This is a genomic window from Ruegeria arenilitoris (genome assembly GCF_013032855.1).
In the GTDB taxonomy this organism is placed as follows: domain Bacteria; phylum Pseudomonadota; class Alphaproteobacteria; order Rhodobacterales; family Rhodobacteraceae; genus Ruegeria; species Ruegeria arenilitoris.
Window position 1 is genome coordinate 714,451 of record NZ_WQDA01000002.1, and the last position, 19,768, is coordinate 734,218.

The 19,768-nt window shown below is 61.9% G+C and carries 12 protein-coding genes; 8 read left to right on the forward strand and 4 right to left on the reverse strand.

The window, feature by feature from the left end; genetic code table 11:
* Positions 1–11: 11 nt before the first annotated feature.
* The gene (locus GOW72_RS09775) at positions 12–4,040 is read left to right on the forward strand and encodes a translocation/assembly module TamB domain-containing protein (RefSeq protein WP_342355367.1); all 4,029 of its coding nucleotides are present in this window, start codon (positions 12–14) and stop codon (positions 4,038–4,040) included.
* A gap of 20 nt (positions 4,041–4,060) precedes the next feature.
* Here the strand turns inward: GOW72_RS09775 and dnaE are convergent, their stop codons facing one another.
* Complete coding sequence (dnaE, locus tag GOW72_RS09780) at positions 4,061–7,561, reverse strand: DNA polymerase III subunit alpha (protein WP_170366692.1); 3,501 nt, start codon at positions 7,559–7,561, stop codon at positions 4,061–4,063.
* A 345-nt stretch (positions 7,562–7,906) separates the two neighbouring features.
* On the opposite strand from dnaE, the gene xdhA reads away from it, so the two are divergent.
* The 7 genes from xdhA (at position 7,907) to GOW72_RS09815 (ending at position 17,290) form a co-directional block, all read left to right on the forward strand.
* Entirely contained in the window at positions 7,907–9,268 is a 1,362-nt protein-coding gene (gene xdhA, locus GOW72_RS09785) for a xanthine dehydrogenase small subunit (protein WP_170366693.1), read from the forward strand.
* Positions 9,265–11,667: a xanthine dehydrogenase molybdopterin binding subunit gene (xdhB, locus tag GOW72_RS09790; protein ID WP_170366694.1), complete on the forward strand. Its 2,403-nt coding sequence runs from the start codon at positions 9,265–9,267 to the stop codon at positions 11,665–11,667. Before xdhA ends, xdhB begins: the two co-directional genes overlap by 4 nt.
* Positions 11,667–12,602: a xanthine dehydrogenase accessory protein XdhC gene (xdhC, locus tag GOW72_RS09795; protein WP_170366695.1), complete on the forward strand. Its 936-nt coding sequence runs from the start codon at positions 11,667–11,669 to the stop codon at positions 12,600–12,602. Before xdhB ends, xdhC begins: the two co-directional genes overlap by 1 nt.
* A complete protein-coding gene (locus tag GOW72_RS09800; RefSeq protein WP_170366696.1) occupies positions 12,599–14,116 on the forward strand; it encodes an ATP-binding cassette domain-containing protein in 1,518 nt (505 codons plus the stop codon). Before xdhC ends, GOW72_RS09800 begins: the two co-directional genes overlap by 4 nt.
* A gap of 62 nt (positions 14,117–14,178) precedes the next feature.
* A complete protein-coding gene (locus GOW72_RS09805) occupies positions 14,179–15,261 on the forward strand; it encodes an ABC transporter permease (RefSeq protein ID WP_170337792.1) in 1,083 nt (360 codons plus the stop codon).
* A gap of 2 nt (positions 15,262–15,263) precedes the next feature.
* The gene (locus GOW72_RS09810; RefSeq protein WP_170366697.1) at positions 15,264–16,184 is read left to right on the forward strand and encodes an ABC transporter permease; all 921 of its coding nucleotides are present in this window, start codon (positions 15,264–15,266) and stop codon (positions 16,182–16,184) included.
* 32 nt (positions 16,185–16,216) lie between these two features.
* On the forward strand, positions 16,217–17,290 hold the full coding sequence (locus tag GOW72_RS09815) for a BMP family ABC transporter substrate-binding protein (RefSeq protein ID WP_170366698.1): 1,074 nt from the start codon (positions 16,217–16,219) through the stop codon (positions 17,288–17,290).
* Positions 17,291–17,343: 53 nt separating this feature from the next.
* Here GOW72_RS09815 and GOW72_RS09820 read toward each other — a convergent pair whose 3' ends face one another.
* The 3 genes from GOW72_RS09820 to GOW72_RS09830 form a co-directional block, all read right to left on the reverse strand.
* Complete coding sequence (locus tag GOW72_RS09820) at positions 17,344–17,964, reverse strand: CDP-alcohol phosphatidyltransferase family protein (RefSeq protein WP_170366699.1); 621 nt, start codon at positions 17,962–17,964, stop codon at positions 17,344–17,346.
* A 70-nt stretch (positions 17,965–18,034) separates the two neighbouring features.
* Positions 18,035–19,267: an HlyD family secretion protein gene (locus GOW72_RS09825; RefSeq protein ID WP_170366700.1), complete on the reverse strand. Its 1,233-nt coding sequence runs from the start codon at positions 19,265–19,267 to the stop codon at positions 18,035–18,037.
* A gap of 3 nt (positions 19,268–19,270) precedes the next feature.
* The gene (locus GOW72_RS09830; protein ID WP_170366785.1) at positions 19,271–19,648 is read right to left on the reverse strand and encodes a hypothetical protein; all 378 of its coding nucleotides are present in this window, start codon (positions 19,646–19,648) and stop codon (positions 19,271–19,273) included.
* Positions 19,649–19,768 lie beyond the last annotated feature (120 nt).

Here is a 19,768-nt window from a genome sequence, read left to right on the forward strand (position 1 = left end):
TTTCGGGCCCCGTGGCCGCGCAAGAAGAAGAGAGCGGCGGTCTGCTGACCGATTTCCTGCAGAACACGTTATCCGGGGACAACCGCAATATCCGGGTCATCGGGCTGGAGGGCGCGCTGAGCTCTCGCGCACGCATCCAGGAGATCACGGTGGCCGACGACGAAGGGGTCTGGCTGACCATCAAGAACGCCGAGCTGGATTGGAACCGGCTGGCCCTGATCCGCGGCCGGTTTTCCGTGAACGCCCTGACCGCCGAAGAAATCGACATCGCACGCGCGCCCGGCAAGACCACCACGGACGAACCGGCCGCCACCGCCGAGACCAAACCCTTTCAACTGCCCGAACTGCCCGTGGCGATCGAGATCGGTGAACTGCGCATTGACGAGTTGTCTCTGGGCGAACCGCTGATCGGCGTTGCAGCAGACCTTTCAGTGGACGGAAACCTGAATCTGGCCGATGGCGCGCTGGACACCAAGCTGGACATCAACCGGTTGGACCGGGCCGGCGATCAGATAAATCTTGTGGCCGGTTTCCAGAACGAAAGCCGGCAAATCGACCTGGACTTGACCGTCTCCGAGGCGTCAGGTGGGCTGATTTCGACCGCATTGAATATACCGGACAGCCCGCCCATCGGCCTGACGGCCAAAGGGTCCGGTCCGATCACCGACTTCACGGCGGATATCGGGCTGAGCAGTGACAATGTCGACCATGTCTCGGGCCAGGTGCGTCTGCGCGGGATCGAGAAGACCGAAGGGGCGGCAGACGAAGGCATTGCCTTTACCGCCGACCTGGGCGGCGACCTGACCCCATTTCTGGCCGCCAACATGGATACCTTCTTCGGTACGGATACACGCCTGTATGTCGATGGCCGTACCGGAGCCGAAGGTGCGCTGGAGATTACCGAGGCGGACATCACGTCCGAAGCTTTGAAACTGGAAGCGCAGCTCAGCCTTGGAACAGGCGGAGCGCTGCAACTGGCAGCCGTCCAGGCACGGATCTCGCCACCGGCTGGGGACGACGTGGTCCTGCCATTCGGTGGAGGAGACACATCCGTCAAGGCCGCACAGCTCTCTGCCCTGTTCGACCACGAGAACGGCAATCATTGGGACCTGAGCCTGACGACCGACAACGTTGTCACACCCCAAGTCCAGATTGCGCACACGCGGTTGACCGCACAGGGCACCCTGACTCAGATCGGCGGTCTGGACCTGACCGGAGACCTTCAAGCCTCTCTGGATGGTTTGGACTTGGCTGACCCTGCTCTGAACACAGCGGTGGGCGATCGCATTACCCTGGATGGCCTGTTCGAATACGGACGGGACAAATCGCTCCGACTATCGGGTTTCGAACTTGGGGGAACCGACTATTCAGCGACCGCCGATGCCGTCGTCAGCGGGCTTGAAAGCGGTCTGAAGATTGACGGATCGGCAACGGTGCAGGCGTCCGATCTGTCTCGTTTCTCTGAGGTCGCCAAATTGGATCTGGGCGGCCGGGCATCGGTCCGGGTCGAGGGGGCGGGCTCGCCGTTGGAGGGCAGTTTTGACGGCAAGCTGGCCGTTTCCGGACAAAACCTGTCCACTGGTCGGGACGACATCGACCCCATCATCGCGGGCGAGACGGACATCACGCTGGACGCCAAGCGGGATGCAAACGGCATCCTGATCCGCGCTTTCACCATCGACGGCGAAACGCTGAACGCACAGGCGGATGGCGCGGTCACCACTCCGAACGGCAATCTGACCATCGACGGCCAGGCCCGGGTGAATGCCTCGGACCTCTCTGTATTCTCCGGCCTCGCCAAGCGCGACCTTGCGGGGGCCGTTCAGGCCCAGGTGGATGGCAAAGGCACCGTGCAGACCCTTGAGTTTGATGGCACTGCGCAGGTGACGACTACAGACCTGCAAACCGGGCTGGATCAGGTGGATCCGCTTGTGACCGGCCGCGTTGTCCTGAACTTCGACGGGGCCCGCACCGGTGACCGGATCGAAATCCGCAAGGCGACCGTTGACGCAGCCACGCTGAGTGCCCAAGTCGCGGCAACCATCGACGATCCGACCGGAAACCTGGCCTTTGACGGTCAGGCGCAGGTCAATGCCCCCGACCTGTCCGTCTTTTCCGGACTGGCAGGCCGTACGTTGGCGGGCGCGGTCACGGCGGATGTGACCGGTCGAGGGGCCCGTGGCAGCAAAGTCTTCGACGTGCAGGGCAAAATCAATGCAGAGGACATCTTGACCGGAATCGATGCCGTGGATGCGCTGATCCCCGGACAGACGACGCTGACAGTCGACGCATCGAACGGCGACGAAGGGTTGAACATTCGCAACTTCCGGCTTGCAGGGACCGCCTTGTCCGCCAACGCATCCGGCATCTTGAGCCGCGAAAGCGGCGGGCTGAGCTTCTCCGCCGCGTTGGACGACCTCGCCCGGGTTTCACAGACCCTGACAGGACCGCTGAAGGTGAACGGGAATGTGGCCCCCACATCCAGCGGGGTCGAGGGCACGGTCAGAGTGACCGGCCCGGAGACGTCCTACGCCAATCTGGTAGGCAGCGTGAATACGGATGGCTCGGCCGACCTGGACTTTGACGCCAAGTTCGATCGGGTCGAACGTTTTGCGCCCGAATTTCCGGGCAGCTTGACGGCGAAAGGCAATGCAACGCGCCAGAACGGCGTGTGGACCATTGATGCCAATGCCGCCGGACCGGCCGAGATCAGCAGTGCCGTCAAAGGAACCTACGACGAAGCCTCGGGCAATGCCGACATTTCTGCACAGGGCGGCGTCAATCTGGGCATTGCAAACATCTTCATCACGCCCAACAAGATCGACGGATCGGCCCGGTTCGACCTGGCGTTGAAGGGCAAGCCGGCGCTGGATTCGCTGAGTGGTCAGATCACCACCTCAGGGACGTCGATGGCGATCCCCAGCGTTGGGCAGACCATCACCGATATCGGTGGAACGGTAGACCTTGCCAACAGCCGCGCAACGATTTCGATGCGCGGCGGCATGCGCGCCGGAGGCGGATTTACGGTCAGTGGCCCGGTCGACCTGACACCGCCGTTCAACGCGCAGATCACAACTGCAATCAACAATCTCGTCCTGACCGACAATCTTCTGTACGAGACCACGTTGAACGGCCAAGTCGCTATGACGGGCGCCCTGGCAGGGAACAGTTCGCTGGCCGGGCAGATCACGTTTGGCGAGACCAATATCAACCTGGCCGCGGCATCTGGCGCGGTGGGGGCCGCGCCGATCCCCAAGATCGAACACGTGAACGAAAGCAATGCCAGCTACGTCACTCGGGAACGGGCGCAGCTGGTAGAAAACGAGAAAACGTCACAATCGGACTCTCGCATCTCTCTCGACATCAGCCTGTTGGCCCCCAAGGCGGTTTTCGTACGGGGCCGCGGTGTGAATGCTGAATTGGGCGGTGCGATCTTCATCAAGGGCACCACCAAATCCGTCATCCCATCGGGCCAGATCGAACTGATCCGCGGTAATCTGGACATCCTTGGCCGGAGGCTGGCGCTGACCAAGGGCGTGGTCAGCCTGCAGGGCGACCTGACGCCGTATATCGAGTTCGAATCCTCGGCCAGCACTTCGGATGGAACCGCAACGTTGGAAATCGCGGGCCCTCTGGATTCTCCGACAGTCGATGTGTTCTCGGACCCCGAACGCCCCGCCGAAGAGGCGCTGGCCATGCTGCTGTTCGGCAACCGCTTTTCCGAACTGTCCCCGTTTGTCATCGCCCAGATGGCCGCGTCGCTGGCCCAACTGAGCGGTGCCGGTGGCGATGCCACCAAGGGCGTTCGGGACGCCACGGGCGTAGATACCGTCGACGTCGGCGCGACCGAGGGCGGCGGCGGGCGTCTGGGCGCCGGCGCTTATCTGAGCGACAACCTGTACACCGATTTCACCGTGAACACCGAAGGCGACACCGAGGTGAACCTGAACCTGGACGTCAGCGACAGCGTGACGGTGCGCGGCACCGTAGATGGGCGCGGCGATACCGGCATCGGGATTTTCTTCGAGCGTGACTACTAGGGTTGGGCGGGACCGCCACCCTAGACCTCTTCGACGGACAAGACCCCATCCAGTGATTTGATGGCACCCTTGATCTGGGGATTGATCGGGAATTCCTGCCCCAGGTCCATCTCGACCTCTCCCGGCAAGCCCGGATCCAGCAGACACAAATGGATCGGCCCTTTCGAGGCGTTTTTGGCCGCCCCCGCAGCATCCGCAAGAACGCTGGCGACCGTCGACAGCGCCTGTGATTGGTCCAAAAAGATACGAAGCCCGGTCGCGCCGGCCTCGGCCACGACTGAATCCGCCGGCCCGACCGAGCGCGCCAGCAGCTTCAGCTGGTCAGCCTCCATCGTGGCTTCGGCCGTCAGCACGACCTGCGCGCCGGTTTCCAGATATTCGCGTGATTTCTCTAGGGTTTCCGAGAACAGCGTCACCTCGTACGCCCCCGTCGGGTCGGACAGCTGTGCAAAGGCGAACCGGTTGCCTTTGGCCGATTTCCGTTCCTGTCGCCCGGCGACCACACCGGCCATCTTGGCGATCAACGGACCCGAGCGTGCCTTTTCGGTAACCTCGTCCAGCGTCATCACCTGCTTGCGCTTGAGCGCGGGCATATAGTCGTCCAGCGGGTGCCCGGAGAGGTAGAAGCCGATCGCCTTGAATTCCTCGCTCAGCCGTTCGGCGGGCAGCCAGTCGGGCGATTTCGACAGGCGCGGTTCGGGCAGGTCGTCGCCCGCCTCGCCGAAAAGCGACACCTGGTTCGAGTTCTTCTGTTCGTGGATCGCCGCCGAATATTGCACCAGCTGTTCGAGGCTTTCAAAAACCCGGCGACGGTTCTTGTCCAACTGGTCGAAGGCCCCCGCGCGCGCCAACATCTCGAGCGGGCGCTTGCCGACCTTCTTCAGTTCGACCCTGCGGGCGAAGTCAAAGAGGTTGACGAAAGGCTTGTCGCCCCTGCCCTGCACCACGAGGTTCATCGCCTCGACGCCCACGTTCTTGAGCGCGCCCAGCGCATAGACCAGCTTGCCATCCACCACATCAAACGTTGCCTGCGACCGGTTTATGCAAGGCGGCACGTAGGGCAGTTCCAAACCCTTGCGGACCTCTTCGAAATAGATCGCCAGCTTGTCGGTCAGATGGATATCGCAGTTCATGACACCGGCCATGAATTCGACCGGGTGGTTCGCCTTCAGCCAGCCGGTCTGATAGCTGACCACCGCGTAGGCCGCCGCGTGAGATTTGTTGAAGCCGTAGTTGGCGAATTTCTCCAGCAGGTCGAACACCTCGGACGCCTTCTTGGCATCTACCCCGTTCGCGGCTGCCCCGGCCTCGAATTTCGGGCGCTCGGCGTCCATCGCCTCTTTGATTTTTTTACCCATCGCGCGGCGCAGCAGGTCGGCGCCGCCGAGGCTGTAGCCCGCCATGACCTGCGCGATCTGCATCACCTGCTCCTGGTAGACGATGATGCCTTGCGTTTCTTCCAGAATGTGGTCGATCAGCGGGTGGACCGAGGTGATCTTGCGCTGGCCATTCTTGACCTCGCAATAGGTCGGGATGTTCTCCATCGGGCCGGGACGGTAGAGCGCGACCAGCGCCACGATGTCCTCGATGCAGGTGGGTTTCATGCGCTTGAGCGCATCCATCATGCCCGAGCTTTCAACCTGGAACACCGCCACGGTCTTGGCCGCGGAATAGAGCTTGTAGGTGGCCGGGTCATCCAGCGGGATGGCGTTGATCTGGTTCTCGGCCCCCTCGGCCGGCTCATAAAGCTGCCGACCGTCGGCCGCCACGTGCAATGGCCGTCCGGACTTGAAGATCAGGTCCATGGCGTTCTGGATGACCGTCAGAGTCTTGAGGCCCAGAAAGTCGAATTTCACCAGGCCGGCCTGTTCGACCCACTTCATATTGAACTGGGTGGCAGGCATGTCCGAGCGGGGGTCCTGATAGAGCGGCACCAGCTCGTCCAGCGGCCGGTCGCCGATCACCACGCCGGCGGCGTGGGTCGAAGCGTTGCGCAGCAGCCCCTCGACCTGCTGGCCGTAAGTCAGAAGGCGGTCGACCACCTCTTCGTTGCGGGCTTCTTCGCGCAGACGCGGTTCGTCTTTCAGGGCCTTCTCGATCGACACCGGCTTGACGCCTTCGACCGGGATCATCTTGGACAGGCGATCCACCTGGCCGTAAGGCATCTGCAGCACCCGCCCGATGTCGCGCACCGCGGCCTTGGACAAGAGCGCGCCGAAGGTGATGATCTGGCCAACCTTGTCGCGGCCGTATTTCTGCTGAACATACCGGATCACCTCTTCGCGGCGGTCCATGCAGAAGTCGATGTCAAAGTCGGGCATCGACACCCGTTCGGGGTTCAGGAAGCGTTCGAACAGCAGGCTGTAACGCAACGGGTCAAGGTCGGTAATCGTCAGCGCATAGGCCACCAGCGAACCCGCGCCCGAGCCACGGCCCGGACCGACGGGGATGTCATGATCCTTGGCCCATTTGATGAAGTCCGCAACGATCAGGAAGTAACCGGGGAACCCCATGCCCTCGATGATGTCCAATTCGAAATCCAGACGCTTCTGGTATTCCTCGGGTGGGACAGCGTGCGGGATCACCGCCAGTCGGGCCTGCAGACCCTCGTTGGCCTGGCGGCGCAGCTCCTCGACCTCGTCATCGGCGAATTTCGGCAGGATCGGATCCCGTTTGTAGGCCATGAAGGCGCAACGTTTGGCAATCTCGACCGTGTTTTCGATCGCTTCGGGCAGATCGGCAAAGAGCGTGGCCATTTCCTGCGGCGATTTGAAGTAATGCTGCGCGGTCAGGCGGCGACGACCTTCCTGCTGGTCGACATAGGCACCCTCGGCAATGCAGATCAGCGCATCATGCGCCTCATACATATCCGAGGTCGGGAAATAGACGTCATTCGTGGCCACCAGAGGCAGGTTCTTGGCATAGGCCATTTCCACATGGCCGCGCTCGGTCAGGCGCTCGGCCTCGGGCTGGCCATCCTCGCCGGGATGACGTTGCAGTTCGATATAAAGCCGATCGGGGAACATCGCGGCCAACCGATCTACCAGCAACTCGGCCGCCGGACGCTGGCCCTGCTGCAACAGGCGGCCAACGGGGCCGTCCGGTCCGCCGGTCAAGCAGACCAGCCCATCGGAATGCGCAGCCAACTCCTCAAGCGTGACCTGCGGCAACTGCCCGCCCTTGTCCACATACAGGCACGAGCTGAGCTTCATCAGATGCTCGTACCCCGTCTCAGACTGTGCCAGCAGTACAATCGGCGCAGGGGGCTTGGGTTTTTCCCCCGGCTGCGCCTGAACATACGCCAGATCAACCTGGCAGCCCATGATCGGCTGCACACCCGCACCGCTTGCGGTGACCGAGAATTCCAGCGCCGCGAACATGTTGTTGGTGTCTGTCACCGCAACTGCGGGCATGTCCATCTGCTCGCACAGCGTTGGCAGTTTCTTCAGGCGCACCGCCCCCTCAAGAAGGGAGTATTCGGTGTGAACTCGGAGGTGGATGAATCGAGGAGTACTGCTCATACGAGGCAGGCTATCGCACTCGCGACCCGGGAAAAAGCCGGAACAGTTAGGGCTGATTGCTGAAAAAATAGTCGCGCATTATTCGGAGATTCCAGAAGGTGCTTCAGTCGACGCCGCCGGAGTTACACCAAAATCTCTTTCAATTCAGATGCCTAGATAATAATGACGTGGTGCATATCAAGGCATGGGATCGGGAATGGTACATTCGGCAGGCAGTTTTTCTTGCCAGCGCGCACAGGCTGTTTCTAACATCTTCAGGCAAGCTACAAGCCCGCTTCTTTCTCTACGTCGCATCGAGACAGGAGCACCCATGGGCGCAACCGGGTAAGGCGACGGGTTTCAAGAATGAACATCACGTTTCTTCTGAACGGAGAGACAGTGGAGCTGGCGGATGTCGATCCGACGGCCACATTGCTGGATTGGCTGCGCGAGGATCGCGGTCTGACCGGCACGAAGGAAGGCTGCAACGAGGGCGATTGCGGGGCCTGCACCGTCATGGTGACGGATGAGGCCGGCTCCAAGGCGCTGAATTCCTGCATTCTTTTTCTGCCTCAACTGCACGGCAAGGCAGTGCGCACGGTCGAGGGGGCGAGCGGGCCCGACGGCGAGCCCCATCCCGTGCAGCAGGCGATGGTGGACCTTCATGGCTCGCAATGTGGATTCTGCACGCCCGGTTTCGTGATGTCGATGGTGGCCAGCCACGCCAACGGCACGACGGATCATGACACGCAACTGGCCGGCAACCTGTGCCGCTGCACCGGCTATGCGCCGATCATCCGCGCGGCAAAAGCCGTTGAAGACCAGCCGGTGCCGGTCTGGGTCAAGGACAAGCCGGTTGCAGCCAAGCCGGCCTCACCCCTTCTGCCGAAGTCCTCCGACGAACTGGCCAAGGTCTTTGCCGCCCATCCCGGTGCAACTTTGATCGCGGGTGCCACCGATGTCGGCCTTTGGGTCACCAAGCAGCTGCGGAACCTTGACCCGGTGATCTTTCTGGGCGGCTGCGACGATCTGAAGGAGATCTCGATCACCGAAGACGAGGTGCGCATCGGCGCGATGGTGGACATGAACCGCATGGGCGCGGCGATGGCCGATCTGCATCCGTCCTATGCCGAGACGATCCGGCGCTATGCCAGCGTGCAGGTGCGCCACGCGGCTACGGTGGGCGGCAATATCGCGAACGGCTCGCCCATCGGGGACAACCCGCCCGCGCTGATCGCGCTGGGGGCCACGCTGCACCTGCGCAAGGGCGACGAGCGCCGGTCGATCCCTATCGAAGATTTCTTCATCGACTATGGAAAGCAGGATCGCGCGCCCGGCGAGTTCGTGGAAGCGGTCAGCTTTCTGCGTCAACCCGACCGGCTGAAATGCTACAAGCTGAGCAAACGGTTCGATCAGGATATCTCGGCCGTATGCGGCTGTTTCAACATTACCGTTTCTGACGGCGTCGTCTCGCAAGCCCGGATCGCCTTTGGCGGAATGGCCGGTGTGCCTAAACGCGCGACTCGGGTTGAGGCCGCGCTGACCGGTCGCCCGTGGACGGCGGAAACCGTTCAAAGCGCTTTGCCGGCCTTTGCCGAGGACTATTCCCCGATGAGCGACATGCGTGCCTCGGCCCGCTACCGGCTGGAGACCGCAAAGGCCATGCTCGAACGCTATTTCCTAGAAGATCAGGGCGAGCTGACCAATGTGCTGGAGGTGTCGGCATGAGCGTGACCAAGCCGCTGCCCCATGACGCCGCACCCCTGCATGTGTCCGGCGCCGCCCGTTATGTTGACGACATTCCGACGCCCAAGGGCACTTTGCATCTGGCGTTCGGCCTGAGCCCGATCGCCAAGGGCCGGATCACGGCGATGGACCTGTCAGATGTCCGCGCGGCCCCGGGGGTCGTGATGGTGATGACCGCCGAGGACCTGCCCTTTGCCAATGACGTCTCGCCCTCGATCCATGACGAGCCGCTGCTGGCGGACGGGACGGTGAACTATGTGGGCCAGCCCGTGTTTCTGGTCGTGGCCACCAGCCACTTGGCGGCGCGCAAGGCCGCCCGGCTGGGCAGGATCGACTATACCGAGGAAACGCCGATCCTGACGATCGAAGAGGCTCTGGCCGCAGACAGCCGGTTCGAGGACGGCCCCCGCATCTATGCCAAGGGCGATGCGGAAGCCGCCATCGCGCAGGCGTCGCATGTGATCGAAGGCACGTTCGAGATCGGCGGGCAGGAGCATTTCTATCTGGAAGGTCAGGCCGCGTTGGCGGTGCCGAATGAAGGCAGCGACATGCTGGTGCATTCCTCGACCCAGCACCCGACCGAGATTCAACACAAGGTGGCCGACGCTTTGGGCGTTCCCATGCACGCGGTACGGGTCGAAACCCGGCGGATGGGCGGCGGGTTCGGTGGCAAGGAAAGCCAGGGTAACGCGCTGGCCGTAGCCTGCGCAGTTGCGGCACGGGCAACCGGTCGAGCCTGCAAAATGCGCTATGACCGGGATGATGACATGGTCATCACCGGCAAGCGCCACGCCTTCCGCATCAGCTACAAAGCCGGCTTTGACGAAAACGGCCACATTCAGGGTGTTTCCTTCCTGCACTACGCCATCTGCGGTTGGGCGCAGGACCTGTCGCTGCCGGTCGCCGACCGCGCGATGCTGCATTCCGACAATGCGTACCTTCTGCCCAACGCGCGGATCGAGAGCCATCGGCTGAAGACCAACACGCAATCGGCCACGGCCTATCGCGGCTTTGGTGGACCGCAGGGCATGGTGGGGATCGAGCGGGTGATGGATCACGCGGCGCATGTGCTGGGGCTGGACCCGGTCGAGCTGCGGCGGCGGAACTACTATGAACCTGCACATGCAGGTGTTGAAGAACCGGTGCAGGACAAGCCGCTGGGCCACCCGGATCCGCATGAAGACCTGACCAGCCGCGGCGCGATCGAAACCGGCCGCTCGGTGGTGCGCCCCGTGCCCGCGGGTGGGAACACCACCCCCTACGGTATGGAAGTCACCGATTTCGAGCTGCATCCCATGACCGAAGCCTTGCTGGAGTCCTGCGATTACGCAACCCGCAAGGCGGCGGTCGAGAAGTGGAATGCCGAAAACCGCGTGATCAAGAAGGGCATCGCCTTTTCACCGGTCAAGTTCGGGATTTCCTTCACGCTGACCCATCTGAATCAGGCCGGGGCGCTGGTGCATGTCTATCAGGACGGCTCGGTCCACCTGAACCATGGCGGCACCGAGATGGGTCAGGGCCTGTTCCAGAAAGTGGCGCAGGTGGCGGCCGCGCGGTTCGGCATTCCGCTGGAGATGGTGAAGATCACCGCGACCGATACCGCCAAAGTGCCCAACACCTCGGCCACGGCGGCCTCGTCCGGCAGCGATCTGAACGGGATGGCGGTCAAGGCCGCCTGCGACACGATCCGCGACCGGATGGCCGCCTATCTGGCCGAGCGGCATCAGACCGATCCATCGGCGGTCGTCTTTGCCGATGGCCGGGTCAGTGTGGGCGAGGAAAGCTACAGCTTTGCCGAAGCCGCGGCGCTGGCCTATCAGGGGCGTGTCAGCCTGTCGGCAACCGGGTTCTACAAGACCCCCAAGATCGAGTGGGACCGGATCGCCGGACGCGGGCGCCCGTTCTTCTATTTCGCCTATGGAGCTTCGGTGACCGAAGTCGCCGTAGACACTCTGACCGGCGAGAACCGCATCCTTCGGACGGATATCCTGCATGATGCGGGTGCTTCGCTGAACCCTGCGCTGGATATCGGGCAGGTCGAGGGCGGCTATGTGCAAGGTGCGGGCTGGCTGACGACCGAGGAACTGGTCTGGGACGACAAAGGCCGGCTGCGCACCCATGCGCCATCGACCTACAAGATCCCCGCCTGTTCGGACCGACCGGGTGTGTTCAACGTTGCGCTTTGGGATGGTCAGAACCGCGAAGACACCATCTATCGCTCAAAAGCAGTGGGCGAGCCGCCTTTCATGCTGGGCATCTCGGCCTGGCTGGCGTTGTCGAACGCGGTTGCGGCCTGCGGCGACGGGTATCCTGCGATCAATGCCCCGGCCACCGCCGAAGAGGTCTGGACCGCCATTCAACGCATGCGTGGAGGTACCTGATGGGATTTGACCGGGAGACTTTGAGGGAGGCGGTCAAGACGCATGGCAAGGTGACCCGCGTGGTCATTGCCGCAATCCGAGGCTCGTCCCCGCGCGAGGTCGGCGCCGCGATGCTGGTCTGGAAGGGCGGGCAATCCGGCACGATCGGGGGCGGCACGCTGGAGTATCAGGCGACTGAGGCCGCCCGGGTCCAGCAAAGCCCAACCTGCCTGTCCCGCCATGCGCTGGGTCCCGACCTCGGGCAATGCTGTGGCGGTGCCGTAACGCTGCTGAGCGAGGTCTATGACCTGAAATCCATCGAGGCCCTGGACGATACCGTCATCGCACGCCCGACTGCCGGTGGTGACATGCCATTGTCGGTCAAGCGGCTGCTGGCAACCGCACGCGCACAGGGTATCGCGCCTGACCCACAATTGCTTGACGGCTGGATGATCGAGCCGGTGCACACACCGACCCGCCAATTGTGGATCTGGGGGGCCGGTCATGTCGGACGGGCGCTTGTGGATGTGCTGTCGCCTCTCCCCGATCTTGCCATCACCTGGGTGGACACCGCCGCCGACCGGTTTCCAGCTGACATCCCAGCAGGTGTAACCGTGGTTCCGGCAGCGAACCCGGCCGACCTCGTGCGCCACGCACCGGTCCAAGCCGAGCACTTGGTGCTGACTTATTCACACAATCTGGATCTGGAACTGTGCAACCGGCTATTGACGCACGGTTTTCACTTTGCCGGGCTGATCGGCTCGGCTACGAAATGGGCGCGATTCCGTTCGCGCCTGGCTGCGCTGGGTCACTCACCGGCTCAGATCGCCCGGATCACCTGCCCGATCGGTGACCCATCGTTGGGCAAGCACCCGCAGATGATCGCAGTTGGTGTGGCAGCGCAAATTCTGCGCCCCGCCCGACAGAACGACTTGAAGAAGGACCAGAGCGCGTGACCACTCCACTACTGAGCTTGCAGGGGCTGACCAAGGCCTATCCCGGCGTCGTGGCCAACGACCACGTGTCCTTTGACATCGGTGAGGGCGAAGTTCACGCCCTCCTGGGCGAAAACGGCGCGGGAAAATCCACGCTGGTGAAGATGATCTACGGGCTGGTCAAGCCGGACAGCGGCACGATGCTGTTGCGCGGCCAACCCTATGCGCCGGCCGAGCCGCGTGCGGCCCGTGCCGACGGCATCGCCATGGTGTTCCAGCATTTTTCGCTGTTCGACGCGCTCAACGTGGCCGAAAACATCGCCCTGGGCATGGAAAGCCCGCCGCCGATGGGTGATCTGGCATCGCGTATTCGCGAGGTCTCGGAGACCTATGGCCTGCCGCTGGATCCGTATCGTCGGGTTGGTGACCTGTCCGCCGGTGAACGCCAGCGAGTTGAGATCATCCGCTGCCTGCTGCAGGACCCAAAGCTGCTGATCATGGACGAACCTACCTCGGTTCTGACCCCGCAAGAGGTAGATATCCTGTTCGAAACACTGAAAAAACTGCGGTCGGAAGGAACTTCGATCCTGTACATCTCGCACAAACTGGAGGAAATCCGCACGCTGTGCGACCACGCCACCATTCTGCGGCTGGGCAAGAACGTGGGTGAATGCACACCCAGCGAAACATCCGCCCGCGACATGGCAGAAATGATGGTGGGATCAGCCCTTCAGACTCCTGAACGGTCCGGGCGCGAGTTCGGACCCGTCGCGCTGGATGTTTCCGGGCTTTCGGTTCCGTCCCCTTCCGAATTCGGGACCGCGCTGAAGAACTTGCACCTGACCGTCCGCAAGGGCGAAGTCCTTGGCATCGGCGGCGTGGCCGGCAACGGTCAGGACGAACTGCTGGGCGTTTTGTCCGGTGAAATCCTGACGGACGCGGATGCGATCCGCTTCAACGGCCAGCCGATCGGCAAACTGGGCCCGACGGCCCGGCGCAGACTGGGTGTGCTGACGGCCCCAGAAGAGCGGTTGGGACATGCCGCGGCGCCGGACATGAGCCTGACGGAAAACGCTCTGCTGACCGGCTCGGTGCGCGAGTCTCTGGAGAAGAATGGTTTTTTGAAATGGGCCGACACCCGCGTGTTTGCGGAGAAGATCATTCAGGCATTCGACGTGCGGACCCCGGGGCCGGAAAACGCCGCGCGGTCGCTGTCGGGCGGCAACCTGCAGAAATTCGTCATCGGCCGGGAAGTCCTGCAAAACCCCGAAGTGCTGGTCGTGAACCAGCCGACCTGGGGCGTCGACGCCGCCGCAGCCGCTGCGATCCGTCAGGCCATTCTGGACCTTGCGGCCAAGGGAACGGCGGTGGTCTGCATCAGCCAGGATCTGGATGAACTGATGGAGATTTCCGACAGTTTCGCCGCCTTGAACGAAGGGCGCCTCAGCGCTCCGCGACCCACAACTGGCCTGACCGTCGAAGAGATCGGTCTGATGATGGGCGGCGCGCATGGGATGGAGGTGGCCCATGTGTAGCCTACGGTGCCGCCTCTGGCGCAATAATCCAAAAAAGACGAAGACTTTGGGGGGATGAGCAAATGATAGTGTTGGAGAAACGGCCACAGCCGTCCAAGGCGTGGTCTTATGCCACCCCTCTGGTCGCAGTGCTGGCGACCATGGTTTTCGGCGGGTTGCTGTTTGCAATTCTGGGCAAAAACCCGGTGGAAGCGATCGGAACCATCTTCTGGGAACCCCTGTTCGGAGAATTCTCATTCTACTACCGACCGCAACTGCTGGTGAAGGGCGCACCGTTGGTTCTGATCGCCATCGGTCTGTCGCTGGGCTTCCGCGCCGGTATCTGGAATATCGGCGCCGAGGGCCAGTACATCATGGGCGCCATCTTCGGCGCCGCGGCCGGCCTAGCCTTCTACCCTCTGGATGCGTGGTACGTCTTTCCCATCATGGTGATCGCCGGCGCGTTCGGCGGCTGGATCTGGGCGATGATCCCGGCCCTGCTCAAGGTTCGGTTTGGCACCAACGAGATTCTCGTTTCCTTGATGTTGGTTTACGTGGCCGAGCAGTTTCTGGCCTCGATGTCGCTGGGTCTGCTGAAAAACCCCGAAGGGTTCGGGTTTCCCGGCTCGCGCAACCTGCAGTCCTATGAAAGCGCCCACAATGCTGAACTGTTTGCCGGAACAGGCATGCACTGGGGCGTCGTCGCGGCCTTTATCGCGGTGATCTTTGCCTATGTCCTGCTGAACCGGCACATGCTGGGGTTTCACATCCGCCTTACAGGCGAAGCTCCGCGCGCGGCACGATTTGCCGGCGTGAATCCCCCGCGGCTGATCCTGTTTTGCCTGGGGCTGTCGGGCGCGCTGGCCGGTCTTGCCGGTATGTTCGAGGTCTCGGGCCCGTCCGGCGTGGTCAGCATCGACTTCAACGTGGGCTACGGCTTTACCGCGATCATCGTGGCGTTTCTGGGCCGTCTGCACCCGGTGGGCATCCTGCTGGCCGGCGGCCTGATGGCGCTGACCTATATCGGTGGCGAAATCGCACAATCCCAGCTGGGGCTGCCCGCTGCGGCCATCCAGGTGTTCCAGGGAATGCTTCTGTTCTTCCTGCTGGCCTTCGATCTTTTGACCAACTACCGCATCCGTGCGGCCCGTAGCGAGGTGGCGTGACCATGGACTTTGGAGAAATCAATCCCGTTCTTTTGCTGGCCTCGTTGATGGTTGCTGCAACCCCGCTTCTGCTCGCGGCGATCGGAGAGCTTGTCGTCGAAAAGGCCGGCGTTCTGAACCTCGGCGTCGAAGGCATGATGATCGTGGGCGCAATCAGCGGATTTGCGATCTCGGTCGAGACAGGCTCGCCATGGCTGGGTTTCGTCGCGGCGGCCGTCGGCGGTGCGCTGCTGTCGCTGCTGTTCGTTCTGCTGACCCAGTTCGCGCTGGCGAACCAGGTGGCCAGCGGTCTTGCGCTGACGCTGTTTGGCTTGGGCTTCAGTGCACTTCTGGGCCAAAGCTATGTGGGCATCAAACCGCCCAGCATGGGGGACATCCATATCCCGCTGCTCAGCGATATTCCGGTCATTGGCCCGATCCTGTTCCAACATGATCCGATCCTCTATGTCGGGATCGCGTTGACGGCAGCGGTATGGGCCACTCTGAAATACACCCGCGTCGGGCTGATCCTGCGTGCGGTGGGTGAGAACCATGATGCGGCGCATGCCCTCGGCTACAAGGTCATCAAGATCCGCATTATGGCGATCCTGTTCGGCGGGGCCTGTGCAGGGCTTGGCGGTGCATATATCAGCCTGATCCGGGTCCCTCAGTGGACCGAAGGCATGACCGCCGGAGTCGGCTGGATCGCACTGGCTCTCGTGGTGTTTGCCAGCTGGAAACCGTGGCGTGCCTTGCTGGGTGCCTATTTGTTTGGCGGAATCACGGTCTTGCAGCTTAATCTGCAGGCAGCGGGCGTTGCCATACCTGTCGAGTATCTGGCAATGTCGCCCTACATCATCACGATCCTTGTGCTTGTGATCCTTTCGGCCGACAAGAGCAGCGCACCTGCCTCACTGGGCCGGACCTTCCACGCCTCGCACTAGGGGCCAACTGTACCAACTTGGGGAGTAACTAAATGAAATTCACTTCACTTCTGGCAAGCGCCGCCATGGCACTTGGCCTTGCCACGGGCGCCGTGGCCGAGGACAAGACAAAGGTCGGTTTCGTCTATGTCGGCCCGGTGGGCGACGGCGGCTGGACCTATGAACACGACAAGGGCCGCCAGGCCGTCGAGAAGCACTTTGGCGACAAGGTCGAAACCGTGTACGTGGAATCGGTGCCCGAAGGCCCGGATGCCGAGCGCGTCATGACCCAGATGGCGCTGGAAGGTGCGGACCTGATCTTCACCACCTCGTTCGGCTACATGGATCCGACCATCAACGTGGCCAAGAAATTCCCGGACGTGAAATTCGAACACGCCACGGGCTACAAGACCGCCGACAACGTGTCGGTCTACTCGGCGCGTTTCTATGAGGGTCGCGCTGTCCAAGGTAATATCGCCGGCAAGATGACCAAGTCGAACATCATCGGTTACATCGGTTCGTACCCGATCCCCGAAGTGATCCGCGGCATCAACTCGGCCTTCATCCACGCCAAGAAGGTGAACCCGGATGTCGAGTTCAAGATCGTCTGGGCCTACACCTGGTTCGATCCGGCGAAAGAGGCCGATGCGGCGAAGGTTCTGATCGAACAGGGCGCAGACGTGATCCTGCAGCACACGGACTCGACCGCACCGCAGGCGGCCGCACAAGAAGCCGGAAACGTGATCACTTTCGGCCAGGCCTCGGACATGAGCGAATATGCTCCGATGCCGCGCGTCAGCTCGATCATCGACAACTGGGCGCCCTATTACATCGCGCGCACCCAGGCCGTGATGGACGGCACCTGGGAGTCGGTGAACACCTGGGACGGCATCAAGGAAGGCATGGTTGAAATCGGCGAGATTTCCGACGCCGTTCCGGCCGACGTCAAGGAAGAGGCGCTGGCCCTGAAAGCCGCGATTGCAGACGGCAGCTATCACCCGTTCACCGGGCCGCTGAACAAGCAAGACGGCAGCGCCTGGCTGGCCGAGGGCGAAGTGGCCGATGACGGCACTCTGGCCGGCATGAACTTCTATGTCGAAGGGCTGGAAGGCGACATCCCGCAATAAGCGGGACATGTACTGTCAGTAAACCCAAAGCCCGCCGGAAACGGCGGGCTTTTTCAGTTCCCGGAACGGTTGCCGAACCTGCGCGCTGCCAACACGATCCGGGATGTGGCGGTCAGGAAACACAAGCTGCCGAATATCCACGCCAAAGCGGCAAACGCATCTGGCACCAGACACAAAAGAACAAGGAAACCGATCGTTTCGGCCCCCTCCAGCAAACCACCGGAAAAATACAGGGCCTTCTGTCCTCTGGCGTCGGTCTTCAAACCGTGCCGGTCGGCCAGCAGCGAAAAGCCCAGAAAACTGGTGCCGTTGAAATAGAAGGACAGCAGAAGGAAAGCACCGGCCACGCCATTGGAGGCCGGGTCAGCCAGAATGAATGCGAACGGGATCGCGCCGTAGAACAGAAAGTCGCAGGTGATATCCAGATAACCACCGAAATCGGTGCCACCCCGGGCACGCGCAACAGCACCGTCCAGGCCATCCGCGAGGCGCGACAGCAGTAACGGCACCAGCGCCCAGTACGTCGCGCCAGCCACGATCAGGCCCGCTGCGACCAAACCAAGAGCCAGCCCAATCAGCGTCACCTGGTTTGCCGTAAAGCCCAACCGCGCGAGAAAACGGCCCTGAGCGTTCAGGGCCGGGTCGATGATCGGGCGGATTTGCGCATCAAACATGTGCGGCAGTTAACCGGGGACAGGCACCATTTCCAGACACAATAGCGCGAGAACACTCACGTTCCCGCCATCAGTGACCGCTTAGAACCAGCGTGTTCACCGGCATCAGGATCAGACGCAATCGCAAGCCTGCCGCATGAACCACACCGATCGTGTCCACGACATGCAGGAATGCCCTTTCCCAGAACCCCAGATCTTCGTGTTCAAGCCTGTCGTGATTGTCGGTGTAGACATTGGCAAGACAGTTGCTGCCCGGGGGAACCTTGTCTGCCAGCCCTTCATAAAGCGGCTCGAGGTACACGAGGATTGATCCGGGGGTTGTGTTCTGTTGAACGTCGCGCAATTCGTCAGTGGGCCGGATCTGCCCCGAAGGGATCACATCCTGCACCTGGACCACAACGACCGGAATCACCGTGAATGGCCGCGTCATACAGCCTAGCTCTCCGATCATTCCCGGTTTGATCACCTGCGCAGACATTTGGTTGAAAGCCGCCTGAAACCGGTCGCGCCCGGAATCGGTCGGAACCAGAATTCCTGCCGGGCGCATCAGCGGGCTGACAAAATCGCCGACCCGCAGCCCGAACTGCTCGACCCGGCCCGTCACACCGGCGCTGATTGTCGTCTTGTCCAATTCGGCCAGAGCGGCATCCAGCTGCGCTTCGGCGCTGGCCAACTGGGCAGGGATCAGTTCTTCGATCTTCTGAACAACGGCCGCCTTTTGGGATTGTGCGGCCAGAACCTTTGCCTCGCGCTCGGCGACAAGGTTCTCCAGTCGCTCGATCTCGGTCAGGCGGACTGCGCTGGATCCCTGATCGCGCAGGGTGGTGTTGCGCTCCAAATCCTCGAGCGCCTGCGCCAGCGCCGCCTGCGCGCCTGCAATGCCGGCTTCGGCCTCGGCCAGATCCGTTTGCGCGACCTTCAGCGAGGCCTGTATCTGAGCAATCTGGGCATGTGCGGCTTCGACCTGCGCGCGCTGGGTGAAATCCTCGATACGAAAGATCGGCTGGCCCGCGGTGACCATCTGGTTGTTGGTGACATAGACCTCGGAAACGCGCCCACCCAGTTGCGGAAGAATCGTCACGGTCCGGAAATAGGACGCCGCCGTTTTGCTTGCCGGATGGAAGTAGAACAGCGTGGTAATCACCGTCAGCGCAAGGATCGCGCAGACGGTCAGCCCCCAGCGCAGTTCGTACCACATGGTGAACAGCGTGATTTCGTGGCCTATCCGTTTTCCCTGAACGAAGCGTCGGAACAGAAAGTCGGGCAGAACGGTAACCAGTGCGCACAGAAATGTTTCGATCATGCGTCAGTGCTCCTGCGGAGCGGCGGGCTCAGGGTCGGGCTCGGCGGGCGGAGGAGACGCCCCGGGTGCCAGCGACCGAATTGCATCTGCAATCGCGCGCAGGGGCGCAGCAAAGTCAGGAAACTGAAAACCTGCAACCAGGATGGCGGCAACCCAGAATAACCCGTTGTGCGTAAACAGGGCCAACAACGCCAGGATGCCAACCAACTGAAACTGCGGGTGGTTGTTCTCATGGGCCATCTTCTCGGGGATCGAATGCAACGTAAAATACGCGACACCGATCAGCAGGATCAGACCAACCGTGAAGATCACCATGAAATTGAAGAGAAAATCGCTGCCATCCGCCTGGGTCACATATGACGGAATGTGCCCTGTGGCCATTGGGTGTAGGTCTGCGCTGGTCACCCTGCCCTCCTGCGTTTTTGGTTGTGAATGTTTGGAAGGGTTGATGCTCAAATTCAACCCTGATTAAAACTTGGGGCGACAATTGATCAAAGTCCC

Excerpts from the sequence above, each read along its gene's own strand:
- dnaE (WP_170366692.1), bottom strand. The coding sequence starts at position 7,561 with ATGAGCAGTACTCCTCGATTCATCCACCTCCGAGTTCACACCGAATAC.
- xdhC (WP_170366695.1), top strand. The coding sequence starts at position 11,667 with ATGGGATTTGACCGGGAGACTTTGAGGGAGGCGGTCAAGACGCATGGC.
- GOW72_RS09820 (WP_170366699.1), bottom strand. The coding sequence starts at position 17,964 with ATGTTTGATGCGCAAATCCGCCCGATCATCGACCCGGCCCTGAACGCT.
- GOW72_RS09805 (WP_170337792.1), top strand. The coding sequence starts at position 14,179 with ATGATAGTGTTGGAGAAACGGCCACAGCCGTCCAAGGCGTGGTCTTAT.
- GOW72_RS09810 (WP_170366697.1), top strand. The coding sequence starts at position 15,264 with ATGGACTTTGGAGAAATCAATCCCGTTCTTTTGCTGGCCTCGTTGATG.
- GOW72_RS09815 (WP_170366698.1), top strand. The coding sequence starts at position 16,217 with ATGAAATTCACTTCACTTCTGGCAAGCGCCGCCATGGCACTTGGCCTT.
- GOW72_RS09825 (WP_170366700.1), bottom strand. The coding sequence starts at position 19,267 with ATGATCGAAACATTTCTGTGCGCACTGGTTACCGTTCTGCCCGACTTT.
- GOW72_RS09830 (WP_170366785.1), bottom strand. The coding sequence starts at position 19,648 with ATGGCCACAGGGCACATTCCGTCATATGTGACCCAGGCGGATGGCAGC.
- xdhA (WP_170366693.1), top strand. The coding sequence starts at position 7,907 with ATGAACATCACGTTTCTTCTGAACGGAGAGACAGTGGAGCTGGCGGAT.
- xdhB (WP_170366694.1), top strand. The coding sequence starts at position 9,265 with ATGAGCGTGACCAAGCCGCTGCCCCATGACGCCGCACCCCTGCATGTG.